Raw genomic sequence first — 16,931 nt, forward strand, 5'->3', positions numbered from 1 at the left:
GGGGCGGGTCTAGCGCGGTGCGGCGGGCTGGGTGGCGCCGGCCACGCCGTAGACGGTGACGGCGGGCTTGGGGACCGAGGCGGGCGCGGCGGTCGCGGCACCGGCGGTGGCGACCGCGACGCCGGTGAGCACGCAGGCGGCCACCGCGGCGGCCCCGGCCGCGGCGGCGAGCCGGCTGCGGACGCTCGTGGTCGAGGGACGGTCCAGCGGGCGGTAGTACGTCCTGTTCATGGCACACCAGTCCAATCGGGAAGGTCCACGGGGCGCCGCACGAGGGCCGTGGGGCGCCAGAGGTTCGCTGAGCTGGAGCGACCCTAGCCGGGGCCGGAACGGCTGGGCACGTAGCACCATGCCCATGCCACGAACTTGGCCGAAATCCGCGTGACGCCCGATCAGTCGCTGAACCCATCGGCGGCCGCGGCCGTTGCGGTGGCGGCGACGATGAACCACCCCTCACCCCCACACCCTCCGGGGGCCTCCACCGGAGCCCGCTCGGCGCGCCATCTCCCGTGTCCCACCAGGGAGTTGCTCACCTGGCCCACCCCCACCAAAGCCACACCTTCCCGACCTCGACAGAGGTCGATCAAAAGTGTTCTGATGATCACATTCATCGATCATCTTCTGAACAGCTCCTGATTGAAGATCAGAGAAATGGGGTCCCGTGCGGACTGCTCGCGGCTCGGCCATCCTGCTGGCGATGGGGGTCCTCGGGGCCTCCGCCCTGGCGACGGGATGCGACGGCACACCGAGCAGACCCACCGCCACCACCGGCACCACCCCGCCCAGCCCCGCCCCGAGCACCACCACCGAGGCCCCCGCCCCGCCACCGCCCGCTCCCACCCCCACCTGGGACGGCCAGGTCAAGGTGCTCGGCGACGGCTCCACCTCCGACACCGGCCCGCAGCCCAAGCAGCCCGTGCCGGAGAAGCTCAAGCCCGGGGAGAAGCCGCCGCAGTTCGTCGTCTTCTCCTGGGACGGGGCCCTGGAGGGCGACGACCGCCAGTTCTCCCGCTTCCGCAAGCTCGGCGCCGAGAACAACGCCCAGATGACCTTCTTCCTGAGCGGCCTCTACACCCTCCCCAAGTCCAAGAGCACGCTCTACAAGCCGCCGCAGCACAAGCCCGGCGACGCCTCCATCGACTACGCCACCGACCCCCACATCAAGGACACCCTGGAACAGCTGCGCCTCGCCTGGCTCGACGGCAACGAGATCGGCACCCACTTCAACGGGCACTTCTGCAACGCCAAGGGCGGCGGCGAGTGGAGCACCGAGGAGTGGAAGAGCGAACTCGACCAGGCCGTCTCCTTCGTCACCAACTGGAAGACCAACACCGGCTTCAAGGACCTCCCGCCGCTCCCCTTCGACTACACCAAGGAACTGGTCGGCGGCCGCGCCCCCTGCCTGGAGGGCCAGAAGAACCTGCTGCCGGCCGAGAAGGCGACGGGCTTCCGCTACGACGCCAGCTCCCCGGGCGAGTTCCAGGTCTGGCCGACGAAGAAGGAGGGCATCTGGAACTTCCCGCTGCAGCTGCTCCCCACCCCCGGCAAGTCCACCCAGAGCCTCTCGATGGACTTCAACTTCCTGGCGAACCAGTCCGGGAACACCACCAACGGCGACCCCAAGAAGTACGACACCTGGGAGAAGGAGACCCGCGAGAGCTACCTCGCCGGCTTCGAACGCGTCTACAACGGCAGCCGCGCCCCGCTGTTCATCGGGAACCACTTCGAGTCCTGGAACGGCGGCATCTACATGCAGGCCGTCGAGGACGTGATGAAGGGCGTCTGCAAGCGCGACGGCGTCCGCTGCGTCTCCTTCCGCCAGGTCGCCGACTGGCTCGACGCCCAGGACCCGAAGGTCCTCGACCAGCTCCGCCAACTCGACCCCGCCCAACCGGCCGACTGGTCCCGCCTGGCCAAGTAGCCCGGCGGACCGCCACCGGAGACCCGGAGCCCGTGCGCCGGCGCCGGGTCTCCAAGCGGACCGCCGCAGCCGGGGCGCGGTCAGCCGCTCGCGGTGAACAGGCCGTTGAGCTCCGGGTAGTCGATGGTCCGCCGGAGGGAGTCGTAGCCGCCGGCGCGGTGCAGGTCGAGTGCCGCCTGCCGTGCGGCGGCGTAGGCGGCCTGGGCCACCCCCGAGCCGAGGCTGACCCGGGCCACGCCCAGGGCCCCCAGTTCGTCCACCGGCGCGGTGCCCGGCCCCGCCATGATGTTGAGGGGCACCGTCAGACCCGCGGCCAGGTCCCTGATGACGCCGGGGTCCGCGACACCGGGGACGAAGATCCCGTCCGCACCGGCGTCCACGTAGCGGCGCGCCCGTCCCAACGTCTCCCGCAGCCGGGTGGCGGGGTCGCCCAGCCCGAGCAGGTAGGTGTCGACACGGGCGTTGACGAACAGGTCGACGCCCGCCCGCCGCGCCGCACCGCGCGCGGCCGCGATCCGGTCGGCGAGCGCGCCCGGCGGGCGGGTGCCGTCCTCGATGTTGACGCCCACCACGCCGGCCTCCAGCACCCGCGTGACGGTCTCCGCGACCTCGGCGGGGCTCTGTCCGTAGCCGCCCTCGATGTCGGCGGTCACCGGGACGGCGACCGCCGCCGCGATGCGGGCGATGGCGTCCAGCACCGGGCCCCGGGGGACGCGGTCCCCGTCCGGGGCACCGAGCGACCAGGCCACCCCGGCGCTGGTGGTGGCGATCGCGGTCGCCCCCGCGGCCTCGATGACGCGGGCACTGGCGACGTCCCAGGCGTTCGCGAGCGCGAGCGGACGAGCGGGCGTGTGGAGGGAACGGAAGAGCGCGGACTTGCTGGCGTTGATCATGCCCCCAAGGCAACCAGCGGCTGCCACCGTTGTCCGGCGGAAAACCGACACCAACGACCGTAGGCCCAGGCCGCCTGAGCGCCGGGCGGGGCGGTCACGGGGCGTCGCCGGCAGCGGGCCAGGGCTAAGGGCGCTACGGCCAGGGGTAGCCCACCTGTTCGGGTTCGTAGCCTCCGCAGAGCTCGGCGGTGGCACGGGGGTCGCCCGCGGTCAGCCGCGCTTCGAGGCGCTCGGCCTGGTCCGACGGGTCCTCCGCGGAGATCGGGAGGATCATCGAGAACTGGGCCCAGGGCAGATCCGTCTCCTCCCGGCCGGGGGGATGCCGCAGGATGACGTCGATCCGGTCGGGTTCCAGGCGGGAGGCCCAGACGGCCTCCAGCTCGCACTCCCACCTGGCGAGCCAGTCCTCGCGTCCCCTCAGCCCTTCCTCCAGCAGCGTCGCGACCACTGCCCCCGGCCACTCCCAGCCGCGGTCCGCTTCGGCTCGCAGCACCTCGGCCTCGTACTGGTCCGCGGCGAACCGGAACTCCGGCAGGTCGAAGCCCCGTTCGGCCGGGTCGCGCCAGCCCGCCCAGACGACGTGCTCCCCGTCCCGAGCGACCGTCACGTACAGGGTGCTGCAGCACTGTTCCAGGCCGCACCCGGACACACCGAGCCGGACCTCCCGGGGCACGGCCGTGGCGTGCAAGCGCCCGCCCCGGCCCAGGAGGTACCGGGGACCTGATCCGATGAACCGGGGGCCGCCCGACTCCCTGTTGCGGAGGGTCAGTTCGGCCAGGAGGTCCCGGCCGCTGACGACCGGGCGGACCTCCAGGTAGCCCTCGCCGGGCGGCGGGCAGAGGATGTTCAGGTCGAGGATGTCCGGTTCCGTAGCCACCGGCCCATGATCCCGGAGCCTTCCACCGCTGTCATGCGGATTTCGCCCGGCCCGCGCCCAGGGCGGCGGTTCGGACCGCCCCTGGCCCTCTCCGCCCCCGGGGAGGGAGCCTCCGCGCTGCCGTTCGGTGCGTGGGTGGGGCGCGAACTGTCGTGCTAGCTTCACCGGATGGGGCGACGTGGGGTGGCGGGGCGGGCGGCGATCGAGGGGGTGCGGGAGCTTGCCGGGGCGGGCTTGACGGCGCCCGAGGTCTTCCGGCGGGCGGATGAACTGCTGCGGCCGGTACTGGAGTTCGACGCCGTGTGCTGGCACACCGCGGATCCGGCGACCGGGTTGGTGAACTCGGTGCAGAGCGAGGACCTCACCCTGGACGCGTTCGAGCACGCCGTGCGGCTGGAGGTGTGGGCGGACGACGTGGCGACCTTTCCCGAGATCCGGCGCAGCGGGGTGCAGGCCGAGACGCTGAGCCGGGCGACCCGGGGGTCGCTGCGGGAGAGTGTGCGGTTCCGGGAGCAGGTCAGGCCGGCCGGGTTCGGGGACGAGTTGCGGGCGGTGTTCGACGCGGCCGGCGGCATGTGGGGGTGCGCGGCGTTCCTGCGGGCTCCGGACCGCGGTCCGTACCTGGAGGGCCAGCGGCAGCTCGCCGACGCCGCCGCCCGGCACCTGGGCAACGCGCTGAGGGCCTGTCACGTACCGGCCGGCCCGCCCGAGGAGGCGGATGCCGGGCCGGCGGTGCTGGTGCTGGACCGGCGCAACCGGCTGCAGGCGCTGTCCGGACCGGCCGAGGAGTTGCTCGCCCGGCTGGCCGACCCCACCCCGACCTCGTTGACCGTCCCGACCGGCGTGGCGATGGCCGCCGAGCAGGCCCGCCGGGCGGCGCACGGGCTGCCCGTGCCGCAGGCCCCGGTGCGGGTGTGGAGCCGGGACGACCGCTGGTACCTGCTGCACGGTTCCGCCCTGCGCGACGGCGGGGCGGCGGGCGCGGTGACGGTGGTGGCCTCGCCCGCCTCGCCGGCCGAGGTGATGCCGCTGTACCTGGCCGCGTACGGGCTGACCGCCCGCGAGCGGGAGGTGGCGCTGCTGCTGGTGCGCGGCGGCGACACCCGGGACGTGTCCCGGGCCCTCGCGATGACGCCGTACACGGTGCAGGACCACCTGAAGTCGGTGTTCACCAAGACCGGGGTGGGCAGCCGCCAGGAGCTGATCGCGCGGATCATGCTCGGCGAGGGGCGCTGCTGACCCGCGCCGTGCGGGCGGCCCGAAGGCGCCCTCCCGATCGCCGCGCGGCGGTCGGGAGGGCGCCGATTTCGGACGGGCGGACGGGGTGTCAGCCCCAGTTGCCCACCAGCGGGATGTCGCCCGGGTTGCCGAACTTCCTGCTGTAGACCACCAGGTCGGAGTTCTCGGCGGCCCCGTAGAAGGTCTGGTCGCCGGGCCGGTACACGCCGATGGTCTCCTTGCCGCTGCCGTCCCAGTCGCCCTTGACCGGGCGGTCGCCGGGGTTGCCGAACCTGACGCCCGGGCGCGGGTGTTCCGTCTCGTTGGAGTCGTTCAGGTAGAAGGTCTGGGTCTGCGGGTCGTAGACGGCGACGGTGGTGGTGCCGTTGCCGTCCCAGTCGCCGACCAGCGGCTTCCAGCCCTCGTTGCCCAGCTTGATCCGGTACCTGACGGTGGCGTTGTCGTCGGACAGGTAGAAGTACTGGTCGCTGGGCCGGTAGACGCCGACCGTGCTCCGCCCCTGCCCGCTCCAGTCGCCGACCAGCGGGACGTCACCGGGGGCCCCGAACGGGAAGGTGGCGGCCACGGTGGCGTTGTCGTAGGACAGTTGGAAGGTCGCGGTGTCGCGGTGGTAGACGCCGACGGTGTCGGTGCCCGGCCCGTTCCAGTGGCCCGTCAGCGGGACGACGTCGCCGCCACCGCCGCCGAACACGGCCTGGCCGGTGTACCAGCCGTTGTGGGCGGCCTGGCCGAAGCTGCCGTCCGAGGGCCGGTACACGCCCACCGAGGCGGGCGCCGGCGTGGGCGTGGCGTCGACCACGGCCTTGCCGATCCTCTTCTGCGCCGCGACGGTCAGCGGCACCTTGTTCGGCTGGTCCGGGCCGAGCCAGCGGAAGTTCTGCAGGTAGACGACCCGGGGGTCCTGCGCGGCGATCGCGCGGTACTCGGCGTTGTACGCCGCGATGTCGGCATCGGTCTTGCCGGAGTAGCAGCCGTCGGCGACCCGGTACTCGTTGGTGGACTCCGGGAAGAGCATCAGGTGCTGGTCCGGCGAGGAGAGGAAGGTCTTCAGGTTCGCCAGCAGCCGCTGGATCTCGCCGCGGCCCTCGCAGTAGTAGTCGAAGCCGACGATGTCGACCGTGGACGGGATCGGCGCGGTCTGCTCGGCGTTCCAGCGGTCGAGGCTCATGATCAGCGTCTTGTCCGGGAACGCGGCCCTGATCTGCTCCGCCTGCGTCTGGACCTGCGCGGGGCTCAGGCCGTGCGAGTAGGGCTCGTCGCTCACGTCGACGGCGCCGATCTTGTCGATGTTCGGCCCGATGCGCCGCACCAGGTCCAGGAGGTTCCGCGCGGCGTTCGGGTTCGGGTCGACGGCCCAGGAACCCGGCGCACGCGGGACCACCGTCTCCTGGTTGAGGTCGATCACGCAGGCGGCCGGCCGGCACTGGTCCAGGAACTCCAGGCGGGGGTCCTGGTCGCGCAGGTAGTTGTTGAAGTTGGTCCACTGCGCCACCTCCGGCGCGTGGTTGGCGCTGAAGTTCGGCTCGTTCGGGTCCCGGATGTCGAAGAACCCGTAGTAGCCGAGCCCGCCCAGCATGGAGACCCGCAGGTCGTCCGCCGTGGTGACCTGGCCGGCCGCCGAGTGGTGGGCGCCGAGCGAGACGTAGCCGTCGCGGGGCAGCTTGGCGGCGGTGCGGCCGGAGAACACCGTCGTGCCGTTGACCCTGACGGTCGCCTGCTGCCGGTCGCCGGTCGCCAGCGCGGCCGACACCTCGTAGGAGCCGGCCGGCGGGACGGCGGGCAGCGCGGTCGGGGTGCCGCCCTGGAAGAGCGTCAGCCCGCCGTCGGCCTGGACGCGCAGGCCGAGCGCGATGTCCTCGGCGTCGACGGCGCCCGTGCCGCCCGAGGCGTTGCCGACGGCGAGGGAGGCCCAGTCCTGGCCGGAGGTGCTGCCGACCACGGGAGTCAGGACGGCGTGCACCGTGTAGGCGCCGCTCTGGACGTCCGAGGTGGCCGGCTTGTTGAGGCGGACCGCCGAGGTGCCCTGGGGGAAGGAGAGCACGTTCGGGTGGGCCGGGCTGTTGACCTGCACCGAGCCCGCCGGCGGGTCGAGGGCCAGGCCCTTGACACCCGACACGGCGGTGTAGTTGGCGGAGATCAGGCTCGGCTGGCGGGCGGCCAGGTCCTGGTTGAGGCCGTGGTCGGCGGTGGCGTTGGGCGCGCCGTCGAAGGTGTCGACGAACGGCTTGGCGCTGCGGGTGGCGCTGGTGTCGATCCGGCTGACGTTCAGGCCGTGGCCGGCGCCGTCACCGAAGGTGGTGACGCGGTTCGGGTCGGAGAGGTACGCGCCGAGGTAGAGGAACTCGCTGCCCGGCCAGCGGGTCACCCCGGCCGGCGCGGAGACGGTGAACGGGGTGCCGTTCACCGTCAGGGTGACGGCGCGGTCGGCGCCGGTGGAGACGGTGAGCGAGACGGCGTACTGCGCCGTGGGCGCCACCGTGCCGGTCCAGAAGGGGTTCTCGCCGCCGCCACCGTGGAAGAGGGCGAGCTTGCCGCCCGAGGTGACGGTCAGGCCGAGGTCGACGTCGCCGCCGGTGACGTAGCCGTTGCCGCGGTGGCTGCGGCTCAGCACGATCGATCCCCAGTCGGCGCCGCCGGTGTCGCCGACGACCGGGTCGACCACCGTCGAGACGGTGTAGTGGCCGGTGCCGTCCGCGACGGCGGGCGCGCCGAGCATGATCGCGGAGACGCCCTTGGCGAACAGCAGCTTGTCGGGGTGGTCCGGATGACTGGTCTGGACGAACCACTGGTCGGGCGCGGTCGAGGTGTCCCAGCGGCCGGAGACCCGGGTGTAGGAGATCCCGTGCTGCCCGGGCGGGGGCGACTGCCGGGCGTCGAGGCCGACGTTCAGCCCGTACAGCGGGTCGGTGTCCTGGGCCGGGTCCAGCCGGAAGGTGTCCGCGAAGGCGCGCGTGGTGGTGAGGTCCACCGGGGCCGGGCCGGACCCGTCACCGGCCGGTGCGCCGGGTGCTGAGCCGGCGGGTGCTGAGCCGGCGGGTGCTGAGCCGGCGGGCGTTGAGCCGGCGGGCGTTGAGCCGGCGGGCGTTGAGCCGGCGGGTGCGGCGGCCGCCGTGGTGGGTGCGAGGCCCGCGGGCAGCAGTGCCAGCGCGAGCGCCGAGGCGCCGGCGAGCAGCCCGCGGCCCAGGCGTTGAGTGAGTATCACCGAGTGTTCGTCTCCCGGTCGTCGAATCGGCGACGCGGGTGTGCGCCCCCGAGGGGAGAGCGGACACAGCGGTGTCGTACCCCAGCTCAGCGACCTTCCCCCCGGGCGGGATCATAGAGGGTGGGTACGAACGGCCGCGCCGGGTGTTCCGGCGCGGCCGTGGGCGGGTCGACTCGTTCACACCCCGTGGGGCGTCGACAGCTCGTAACTCATGACACCTCGTGGGGCGTTGGCACCTGGTGGCTCGTCACACCTCGAAGGGCGTGATCGTCTGCTCGGCGCGCCCGTCGAAGACCTGCGCGGTCACCGGGTCGCCACTGCCCCCGGACGTGCTGGAAGTCATGGCCCAGCCGGCGGAGTTCACCACGGCCTCGTTCATCACGTCGTACGTCCACTGCTGGGCGGCCGAGCCGTCACACGCGGCGGGTGTGATCTGACCGCCGACGGAGGACGGCGCGGCCAGGCACTCGTTGCCCTCGGCGCTGCGCATGCTGCCGTCGCGGGCGAAGACGAACAGCTGGTTGCCGTTGGGTGATTCGGCGCAGCCGTAGGTGATCACGCCGGTGGCACCGCCGCGGTCCAGACAGGCGCCGTTGGTGAAGCGCAGGGGCCAGCGGGCGGACTGGCCGAGACCGGTCTCGGTGATCAGCGTCCCGTCGTCCTGCTTCTGCTGCCGGACCATGTCCTGACAGGTGCCGCTGGTCGACGTTCCCGTGTTCGCGGCGGTGAGGGTGCCGCCGTTGCCGGTCATCTTGCCCCACCGGTTCTCGGCGTACGCGTTGTCGTCGCACACGTACCGGGAGTCGTTCCAGTCGAAGTACTCCACCCAGCTGCTCCAACTGTGCTGGATCTTCGAGGAGTTCGGCAGCAGGGCCTCACCCAGGACGAAGCTGGTGCCGGCGGTCTCGTCGCTCACGGTGACCTTCGACCAGTGGGTCACGGGGTCGATCTCCACGTGGAAGGCGTAGGTGTCCCCGGTGACGGGACGGCCGTGGTTGACGGTGGTGTTGGAGCACTGCAGGTGCTGGCCCTCACCCTCGTTGTTCCAGCAGTGCGAGCCCTCGGTCCCGTCCTTGAACTGGAGGTCCTTGTCGGCCCAGGTCGACCAGAGGAACTGTCCGCTGTTCTGCTTGCCGAGCTGGAAGCCGGTGTAGGAGAGGTTCCCGTCGAAGTTGAACTGGTGCGCCCAGTACACGTCGCCGTCTCCCGGGCTGGTGACCACGGTGTTGCGGAAGTCGACGTCCGTCACGGTGTCGGTGGTGTTGAAGGTCCAGTCCGAATAGGCGCCGGGCGTCTGACCGGTGGCCGCGATACCGGCGGCCGCCGGCAGGGCGGACGGCGTCGGAACGGCCTCGGCCGTCACGGCTCCGGTCCAGATCCCGGAGAGGGAGAGGAGGGCGGCGACGGTCGCCGGCCAGGCGGACGGGCGGGTTCGAGGACGGGCTGGGAATGACACGTGGGGCTCCTTGGGAGAATCGGGAGAAATCGGGCGGTCGAGCATCCACAAGATTTCTCCGGCCGGAGGCACGCGGCAATCGGAAGCGCTACGGAGCGTGACGGATTTCCTGCCGGATCCGCCCGAACGCCCTGGTCAGCGGGACGGTCCTGCGGGAGGTCCGGGCAGGGGCGGGCGGCGCGTGGGACGACCAACCGGACGCATCCGGCGACCGCCGTCCGGAGCATGGCCGGGCCGCGCCATGACGGTCAGTTGGGATCGTTTTCGGTCAGGTCAGTCGATGTATCGATCTGGATCTATCAGCGACCTGATCACCGCCGCTAAGGTGCGGCGCGTCCCCGCTGTTACACCCTCCCCGCGCCGCACCGACGGCGGGGAGACGACCGATCGGAACGGTGTCGCCGTGACCACGATCCTCCGCAAGCTGATGACCCGTACGGGGAGGGCGGCCGCCACGGTCGCCGTGCTCGCGGCCGCCCTCACCGGCACGACGGCGGCCGGCACGGCCTCCGCGGCCTCCTCAGCCCCGGCGGCCGCCGCGGCCGGCGGCTGGAGCTGCTCCGGGGCGCCCGTCCCGGCCGGCTACGTCATCACCATGTACAACGCCGGCGGCTGCAACAACCACGGCTCGTGGTACCAGCGGCCCGCGCAGGACCGCCTCTGGACCTGCTCCGGCTCGCCGATCGTCTCCGGCTACGTGCTGACCAACTACGACTCCCGGGGGTGCAGCGGCGTCGGCGCCTGGTACCACGAGCTGGTCCGCAACGGCGTCTGGACCTGCCCGTACTCGCCGATCCCGGCCGGGTACCGCAGCACCACCTACGACGCGCGCGGCTGCAGCGGCCTCGGCGCCTGGCTCACCGTGAAGATCTGAGCACCGGGAACCGCAGGACGGGACGGCGGTGGGCGACGGCGCGCGCCGAGCACGGGGGGCGAACCCGCGCGCCCGCCCGGCCGCCGTCCCCTCAGAACCGCAGGTCCATCCGCTGCTCGACCGCGTCGACGCCGAACTTGCGGGCCGGGCGGGAGACGGTGAGCTCGAACCTGGCCGTCGCGTAGAGGTGGTGGGCGGCGCCGAGCCCCTCGACCGTCCAGAGCAGCACGCCCTCGTACGCACGGGCCCGGGCCTCGTCCAGGGCCGTCTCCAGCATCCGGCGGCCCAGCCCCCGGCCCCGGGCGTCCGGGATCGGCTCCAGCCCGCGCGTGCTGCTGTACCTGTTCGGGTCGAAGGAGCAGCTGGTCCGGGAGGTCCTGGCGGTCGGACGGGCCGAGCAACTGGCGCTGCTGGAACGGTCCGAGGCCGAGGGCGGCAGCGCCCGCGAGACCCTCGACCTACTCTGGGAGTGGCTGACGCAGCCCGAACACCGAGGGGCGCTGCGGCTGTTCTTCGAGGGGTACGTCCGCGCCTTCGGCCGGCGCGAGCCGTGGCCGGACTTCGGCACCGCCTCGCTGGAGGAGTGGCTGCCACCGCTGGAACGCGTCCTCGACGGCACCCGGGCGAACCCCACCGTGGTGCTCGCCGTCCTCCGCGGCCTGCTGCTGGACCTGCTCGCCGGGGTCGACGACGAGTCCGACAGCTCCGACGGGTCCCACGCCCGGCGCGTCCACGCCGCCTGGCACGCCTTCCTCGACGCCACCCTCGCCTGAGCCCCGGCCCGGGCGACGGATCCCGTCGGCCGACAGATGTCGCGCACCGACGGATGCCGCGGTCCCGCCGGCCGCACCTCCGGCCGGGTCCGTCCCCTGCGCGGACCCGACCGGCAGCCCATGCGGCGCCTACGGGACTGACGCGTACGCCTGTCCCGTGCCGTGGGGATCGAGCCTAGGCAGGGGCGCTTACCGATCGCTTACCAATCACTGACGGCTGCGGCCCTCGACCGGTACGGCCGCGGCAACGACCCCGGCCCGGCCGCTACCGGACGTCGCTCAGCTCCCGCGCCTCCGTGAGCACCCGCGCGGCCGACTCCGGCAGCCCGGCCGCCTCGTAGGCCCGGCCGAGCGCCCGGAGCGCCTCCGCGAGGAAGGAGCGCCAGCCGCGGGCGCGCCACACCAGCACGGACTCCTCCAGGTGGGCGACGGCCGAGGCGTGGTCCCCCGCCGCCAGGTCCAGCTCCCCGAGGATGCCGAGGGCCTGGGCGAGGTGGTGCCCCAGGTCGAAGCGGCGGGCGATGGCCAGCGCGGCCTCGGCCGTCTCCCGGGCGCGGCCGTCGCCGGTGGCCGCGTACAGCGTGGCCAGGTACAGCAGCGAGAACGCCTCCACGTAGCGGTCCTTGAGCGAGCGGGCCATGGCGAGCGAGCGCAGGAGCAGCTCGCCGCCCCGCTCCACCTGGCCGGCCCGGCCGTGGGCGGCTCCCAGGAACTGGATCGCGGTCGCCTCGAAGCGGGTGTTGCCGATCAGCCGCGCCAGCCGCAGCGTCTCGGTGAGGTGCTCGATCGTGCGGTCGAGGTCCGTCTCCCCGTGGGCGATGGCGATGATCTGGTGCGCCCGGGCCTCGCCGCCCGGGTGGTCGTGGGCGGTGGCGAGGTCCAGGGCACGGTGGCCGGCGTCCAGGGCCTCCTGCGCGCGGCCCTGGGCGACCAGGCTCCAGGCCGTCAGGACGAGGGCGTCGGCGGCCCCGCGCTCCTCCCCGACCTCCTCGAACAGGCGCCGCAGGTGCCGCGCCCGCTCCTCCAGGGCGACCATCGTCTGGGCGCCGTCCGCCAGGTCGACGGCCGTGCCGGAGCCGTCGGCCGGGGTGGTCCAGGTCGTCACCTCGATCAGGCCGCGGGTGAGCACGGCGGTGCCCAGGCCGTCACCGGCCGACCGGCAGGCCTGGAGGACGGCCAGGTGGGTGGTGCGCCACTCATCGTACAGGCCGCGCACGTCGCAGTACTTCTCCTGGCAGGCGGCGAGGTCCCAGGCCACCGGCACCATGCGCAGCGCGGCGGCCTGCCGGGCGCTCGCGTCCAGGGCCGGCTGCTCGGCGTCGAACCAGGCCATCGGGTCGTCCAGCAGCGCCGCCGCGACGCCGGACGGCATCGGGTGGCGCGGCGCGGTGCCGTGGATCGGCGCGAAGCACGGCCCGGGCACCTGGTCGGCCGCCTGCTCGGCCAGCCAGAGCCAGGCGCCGAAGGCCCGTCCGAGCGCGGCGGTGCGGGCGGCCGGCTCGTCCGCGGCCTCGGCGTGCTCGCGCGCGTACAGCCGGACGAGGTCGTGGAAGCGGTAGCGCAGGTGCGGCTCCGTGCCGGTCTCCTGGAGGAGCTGGGCGTCGATCAGCTCCTCCAGCTGGCGCTCGGCCCGCTCCGGCGGGATGTCGGCCACCGCCGCCGCGACCCACGGCGCGAAGTCGGGCGCGTCGAGCAGTCCGAGCAGCCGGAACGTACGGCGGGTCGGCTCCGGCAGCCGGGCGTAGCCGACGGCGAAGCCGGCCCGTACGGCCAGGTTCCCCGCGGCCAGTTCGTCGAGCCGGCGCCGTTCGTCGCGCAGCAGGTGCGCGAGCCGGGCCAGGGTCCAGCGCGGGCGGGCGGCCAGGCGGGCCCCGGCGATGCGGACGGCCAGCGGCATGCCGCCGCACAGCTCGACGATCTGGGCGGCGGCCACCGGCTCGGCGGCGACCCGGCGGTCCCCGAGGATCCGGCGCAGCAGCGTCCGGGCGTGGGGCGCGTCGAGTTCGTGCAGGTCGACGAGCAGGGAGCCGGGCAGCGCCGTGAGCGCGGCGCGGCTGGTGACCAGGACGGCCGGGCGGTCCGGCCCGTGCCCGGCCGGGTCCGCCGGCGTGCCCGGGAGCAGCGGGCCGATCTGCTGCTCCCCGGCGGCGTTGTCGAGCAGGACGAGCGTGCGGCGGCCGGCCAGCAGCGTGCGGTACAGCGCGGAACGCTCCTCCAGGGAGGCCGGGATCTCCCGGGGGTCCGCGCCCAGGGCGCGCAGGAAGGCGGCGAGGACGCCGGCCGGGTCGGCGGGCGTCTCGTCGGCCCCGCGCAGGTCCGCGTACAGCCGGCCGTCCGGGTAGTCGACGGCGGCGCGGTGGGCGCTGTGGACGGCCAGCGCCGTCTTGCCGATGCCGCCCATCCCGGCGATCACCGGCACCCGACCGGCCGCCAGGGCGTCCAGGACGAGCCGCACCTGCTCGTCACGACCGGTGAAGTCCGGGATGTCACGCGGGAGTTGGGAGGGCACCCGGGACCGCCCCGGAACGGCTCGGGCGTCCTCCCGGTCGTGCGCCAGCAGCGCCAGGAAGACGCTCTGCACCTGCTCGCCCGGCTCGATCCCCAGCTCCTCGGACAGCCGTCGGCGCAGCGCCTGGAAGCGGCGCAACGCCTCCGCCGCCCGCCCGTCCGCCGCCAGCAGCTCCAACAGGGCGGCCTGCACCGGCTCGTCGTACGGGTACTCCTCGGCGAGCGCCGTCAGCGCGGGAACGGCCGTCCGGGCCGCCCCGTCGGCCTGCGCGGCCCGGGCCAGGGCCAGGACCGTGGCACGCACCTCGTCCTCCACGGCGGCCACCAGCGGGTCCTCCCGGTTCACCCGCTCCAGCCCGGCCAGCACCGGCCCGCGCCGCAGCCCGATCGCCCCGGCCACGTCCCCGTCGGCGGCGAGCCTGCGGAACCGCCCGAGGTCCACCGCCCCCGGCCCGGTCACCAGCCGGTACCCCTGCGCGTCCGACTCCAGCACCACCGACTCGTCCCCGAACCCGCCGAGCCAGCCGCGCAGCCGCGACATCCCGGTGTGCACCGCACCCCGGCCCACCCGGTCCGCCTGCCCCGCCCACACCAGCTCCAGCAGCCGCCCCACCGACAGCCGCTCCCCCTCCGCCAGCAACAGGACCCCCAACAGCCCCCGCAACACGCCGGCCCGCGGCAACACCTGCGGCACGGAGTCCACGGCGACCGCCAGAGGCCCCAACAGCCCGAACGTCATCTTCATCCGCTGCATCCGCTTCAGTCCCTCAGAGCCCACGACCGCCCTCGGCCCGCCCACGACCCTAGTACGGACACGGCCCGACCGGCATTCACCAGCCCTCCCCGGACCGGGGCGCCCTACCGCTCACGCGAACGACGAAACGGCAAGGCGTGGGCTGCCGGGCCCGTGAGGGTCTCGGGCCCGGCAGCCGACCGGTCTACTGTGCCGCCGTCTTCATGTAGGTGCTCCAGATGCGGGTCGGGAGGGCGGCGTCGGAGGTGTCCGGGGTGGCGCCGCCGAGGCCTTCGAGGGAGAGCAGCTTCATGTCCTTCAGGTCCGCGCGGAAGATGGTGACCGCCGTCGACAGCTGCCCGTTGTAGCCGACGAACCACCCTGCCGTACGGTCCGCGGTGGTGCCGGGTTTGGCGGCCAGGCCGGGGCCGGCCTCCGCTGCCGGCTTGGCGGCTCCGTCGCGGACGGAGCCCTTGAGTGCCGCGTCCACCTCGGCCGCGACCGACGGGGTCAGTGCCTGGGTGGCGGCCGGCAGGCGCAGGGGGAGCTGGGCGCCGTTGCGGGAGATCCTGAGGACGGAGTACGGGTCGGTGTGGCTGCCGCCGGCCGCGAAGGCGGCGTACGCGTCGGCGGTGCGGACGGCGCTGGGGGTGGAGTTGCCGACGCCGAGGGCGGGGACGAGTTCGCCCAGGCTGTTGGGGAGCAGGCCGAGGTCGGTGGCGGTCTTCTGCACCCGGTCCAGGCCGACGTCCATGCCGAGCTGCATCAGCGGCCCGTTGACGGACTGTTCGACCGCGTTCCGCAGGGTGACCGTGCCCCAGTTCCGCCTGCCGTCGTTGGCGGTCTTGACGATCTTCCCGTCCCGTCCCCAGTACGGCCCTTCCGGGGTCATCACGTTCACCCCGTCGTCGCCGTTGTAGGGGGTGGCGGGCGTCACCGGGGTGCGGTCGCCGCCCCGTTGGCGCTGCACTCCCTGGCCGAGCCCGGCGGCGTACACCACCGGTGTGAAGGCCGAACCGATCGGCACCGTGGTGGTGTTGGCGTTGTTGAAGCCCTGCTTGAGGTAGTCGGTGCCGCCGTAGAGCGCGACGATCCGGCCGTCCGGGGCCACCGAGGCGGCGCCGACCTTCAGGAGCTTGTCGGCCTCCCGGTTGTCCGGGTCGATCCCCGCGGTGCCCTCCCGTACGGCGGCGGCCAGGGCGTCGACCCTCGGCTTCTCGAAGGTGGTGCGGATCTGGTGGCCGCCGAGGTCGAACTGGGCCGGGGTGATGTCGCTGTGGCTCTCCACGTAGGCGCGGGCCATGTCCACCAGGTACCCGGTCTGGCCGCTCAGCCCCGCCGACTTCGGCTGCGGCCTGGGCTCGGGGAACACGGTGTACTTGGCGCGCTCGGCGGCGGACAGCTTGCCGACCTCCACCATCCGGTCCAGGATCCACGACCAGCGCTCCTCGGCCCGCTCCCGGTTCTCCGCGCTGACCGCCGGGTCGTACTGCCCGGCGCCCTTCAACAGCGCTGCCAGGAAGGCGCCTTCGCTCGGGTCGAGCTGGGAGACGTCCTTGCCGTAGTACGCCGCCGCGGCGCGCTCGATGCCGTAACTGCCGCGCCCGAACCAGCTGGTGTTGAGGTAGCCGGCCAGGATGTCCTGCTTGCTCATCCGGTCGTCCAGCTTGATCGCGATGACGATCTCGCTGAGTTTGCGGGACATGTCCTGGCGCTGGTTCAGGTAGATGTTCTTGACGTACTGCTGGGTGATGGTGGAGCCGCCCTGGGTCTCACCGCCGGTGACCATCTGGACGACGGCGCGCCCGATGCCGGTCACGGAGATGCCCGGGTCGTCGTAGAAGGTCTCGTTCTCGGCGGCCAGCACCGCCCACTGCACCGGCTCCGGCACCTGGCCGAGCGGCACCTCCTGCCGGTTGGTCGGACCGATCCGCGCCATCTCGCTGCCGTCCGCCCAGTAGTAGACGTTGTTCTGCTGGGTGGCGAAGGAGTTCAGGTCCTCCGGGACGGCGGTGTGCGCGTAGAACCAGAGCAGCCAGCCGCTCAGCCCGGCCGCGCCCGTCCCGGCCACCAGCAGCAGCTGCCGCCAGGACGGGAGCCAGCGGCGGACGCCGCGCCGTCCGCGGCGCGGGTAGTCGATCCGCAGGGACGGGCGCCGGCCCCGGAACGGACGCGACCCGCGTAACGGCCGGGGGCGCGGGCGCGGCAGGAAACGTCGGCGTCGGCGCCCGGGCGTCTCCTTCTCGGCGGTCTCGCCGGCGGTCTTCTCGGCGGTCTCCTCGGCCACGCCCTCGGCCGTCTCCCCGGCCCCGTCTTCGGCCACGTCTTCGGCCCCGCCGTCTTGCTGAGCACGCACAGTCCGGTCTCCGATTCGCTCGTGGGCTGACCCTCCGTACACATAGACGTGATGAGAACATCAGTACGTATGCCTGGCTTTGGTGTGATCATGGTCATA

12 protein-coding genes are annotated in these 16,931 nt (G+C 73.3%); 4 read left to right on the top strand and 8 right to left on the bottom strand.

The window, feature by feature from the left end:
* Positions 1–9: 9 nt before the first annotated feature.
* Positions 10–231, bottom strand: coding sequence for a hypothetical protein (locus ACFRQN_RS09410; RefSeq protein WP_117486616.1), 222 nt, complete (start codon positions 229–231; stop codon positions 10–12).
* A gap of 466 nt (positions 232–697) precedes the next feature.
* Here ACFRQN_RS09410 and ACFRQN_RS09415 point away from each other — a divergent pair, with 466 nt between their 5' ends.
* Positions 698–1,921: a hypothetical protein gene (locus tag ACFRQN_RS09415; protein ID WP_380739473.1), complete on the top strand. Its 1,224-nt coding sequence runs from the start codon at positions 698–700 to the stop codon at positions 1,919–1,921.
* Between the two features lie 80 nt (positions 1,922–2,001).
* Here ACFRQN_RS09415 and ACFRQN_RS09420 read toward each other — a convergent pair whose 3' ends face one another.
* The gene (locus tag ACFRQN_RS09420; protein ID WP_380739417.1) at positions 2,002–2,814 is read right to left on the bottom strand and encodes an isocitrate lyase/phosphoenolpyruvate mutase family protein; all 813 of its coding nucleotides are present in this window, start codon (positions 2,812–2,814) and stop codon (positions 2,002–2,004) included.
* Between the two features lie 133 nt (positions 2,815–2,947).
* Complete coding sequence (locus ACFRQN_RS09425; RefSeq protein ID WP_380739419.1) at positions 2,948–3,691, bottom strand: hypothetical protein; 744 nt, start codon at positions 3,689–3,691, stop codon at positions 2,948–2,950.
* A 168-nt stretch (positions 3,692–3,859) separates the two neighbouring features.
* Between ACFRQN_RS09425 and ACFRQN_RS09430 the strand changes: the two genes are divergently transcribed.
* Positions 3,860–4,930: a LuxR family transcriptional regulator gene (locus ACFRQN_RS09430; RefSeq protein WP_159028455.1), complete on the top strand. Its 1,071-nt coding sequence runs from the start codon at positions 3,860–3,862 to the stop codon at positions 4,928–4,930.
* Positions 4,931–5,018: 88 nt separating this feature from the next.
* On the opposite strand, the gene ACFRQN_RS09435 is transcribed toward ACFRQN_RS09430, so the two are convergent.
* Together ACFRQN_RS09435 and ACFRQN_RS09440 are read right to left on the bottom strand one after the other, a co-directional pair.
* Positions 5,019–7,898, bottom strand: a complete 2,880-nt coding sequence (locus tag ACFRQN_RS09435; protein WP_380739422.1) for a hypothetical protein — start codon at positions 7,896–7,898, stop codon at positions 5,019–5,021.
* Positions 7,899–8,379: 481 nt separating this feature from the next.
* On the bottom strand, positions 8,380–9,588 hold the full coding sequence (locus ACFRQN_RS09440; RefSeq protein ID WP_380739424.1) for an RICIN domain-containing protein: 1,209 nt from the start codon (positions 9,586–9,588) through the stop codon (positions 8,380–8,382).
* Positions 9,589–9,991: 403 nt separating this feature from the next.
* Here ACFRQN_RS09440 and ACFRQN_RS09445 point away from each other — a divergent pair, with 403 nt between their 5' ends.
* A complete protein-coding gene (locus ACFRQN_RS09445) occupies positions 9,992–10,462 on the top strand; it encodes a hypothetical protein (RefSeq protein ID WP_380739426.1) in 471 nt (156 codons plus the stop codon).
* A gap of 91 nt (positions 10,463–10,553) precedes the next feature.
* Here the strand turns inward: ACFRQN_RS09445 and ACFRQN_RS09450 are convergent, their stop codons facing one another.
* Positions 10,554–10,901, bottom strand: coding sequence for a GNAT family N-acetyltransferase (locus ACFRQN_RS09450; protein WP_380739475.1), 348 nt, complete (start codon positions 10,899–10,901; stop codon positions 10,554–10,556).
* Here ACFRQN_RS09450 and ACFRQN_RS09455 point away from each other — a divergent pair.
* Entirely contained in the window at positions 10,792–11,235 is a 444-nt protein-coding gene (locus ACFRQN_RS09455) for a TetR family transcriptional regulator (RefSeq protein WP_380739479.1), read from the top strand. The two genes, ACFRQN_RS09450 and ACFRQN_RS09455, sit on opposite strands and share 110 nt — an antisense overlap.
* A 265-nt stretch (positions 11,236–11,500) precedes the next feature.
* Here ACFRQN_RS09455 and ACFRQN_RS09460 read toward each other — a convergent pair whose 3' ends face one another.
* Together ACFRQN_RS09460 and ACFRQN_RS09465 are read right to left on the bottom strand one after the other, a co-directional pair.
* On the bottom strand, positions 11,501–14,488 hold the full coding sequence (locus ACFRQN_RS09460; protein ID WP_380739428.1) for an ATP-binding protein: 2,988 nt from the start codon (positions 14,486–14,488) through the stop codon (positions 11,501–11,503).
* Between the two features lie 193 nt (positions 14,489–14,681).
* Positions 14,682–16,799: a transglycosylase domain-containing protein gene (locus tag ACFRQN_RS09465; protein ID WP_380739430.1), complete on the bottom strand. Its 2,118-nt coding sequence runs from the start codon at positions 16,797–16,799 to the stop codon at positions 14,682–14,684.
* Positions 16,800–16,931 lie beyond the last annotated feature (132 nt).

The sequence above is a fragment of the Kitasatospora sp. NPDC056800 genome (genome assembly GCF_042789775.1).
GTDB lineage: Bacteria > Actinomycetota > Actinomycetes > Streptomycetales > Streptomycetaceae > Kitasatospora.

Bases quoted from the DNA above. Each gene is read 5' to 3' on its own strand.
- ACFRQN_RS09430 (WP_159028455.1), top strand. From the start codon at position 3,860: ATGGGGCGACGTGGGGTGGCGGGGCGGGCGGCGATCGAGGGGGTGCGG.
- ACFRQN_RS09420 (WP_380739417.1), bottom strand. From the start codon at position 2,814: ATGATCAACGCCAGCAAGTCCGCGCTCTTCCGTTCCCTCCACACGCCC.
- ACFRQN_RS09410 (WP_117486616.1), bottom strand. From the start codon at position 231: ATGAACAGGACGTACTACCGCCCGCTGGACCGTCCCTCGACCACGAGC.
- ACFRQN_RS09415 (WP_380739473.1), top strand. From the start codon at position 698: ATGGGGGTCCTCGGGGCCTCCGCCCTGGCGACGGGATGCGACGGCACA.
- ACFRQN_RS09460 (WP_380739428.1), bottom strand. From the start codon at position 14,488: ATGAAGATGACGTTCGGGCTGTTGGGGCCTCTGGCGGTCGCCGTGGAC.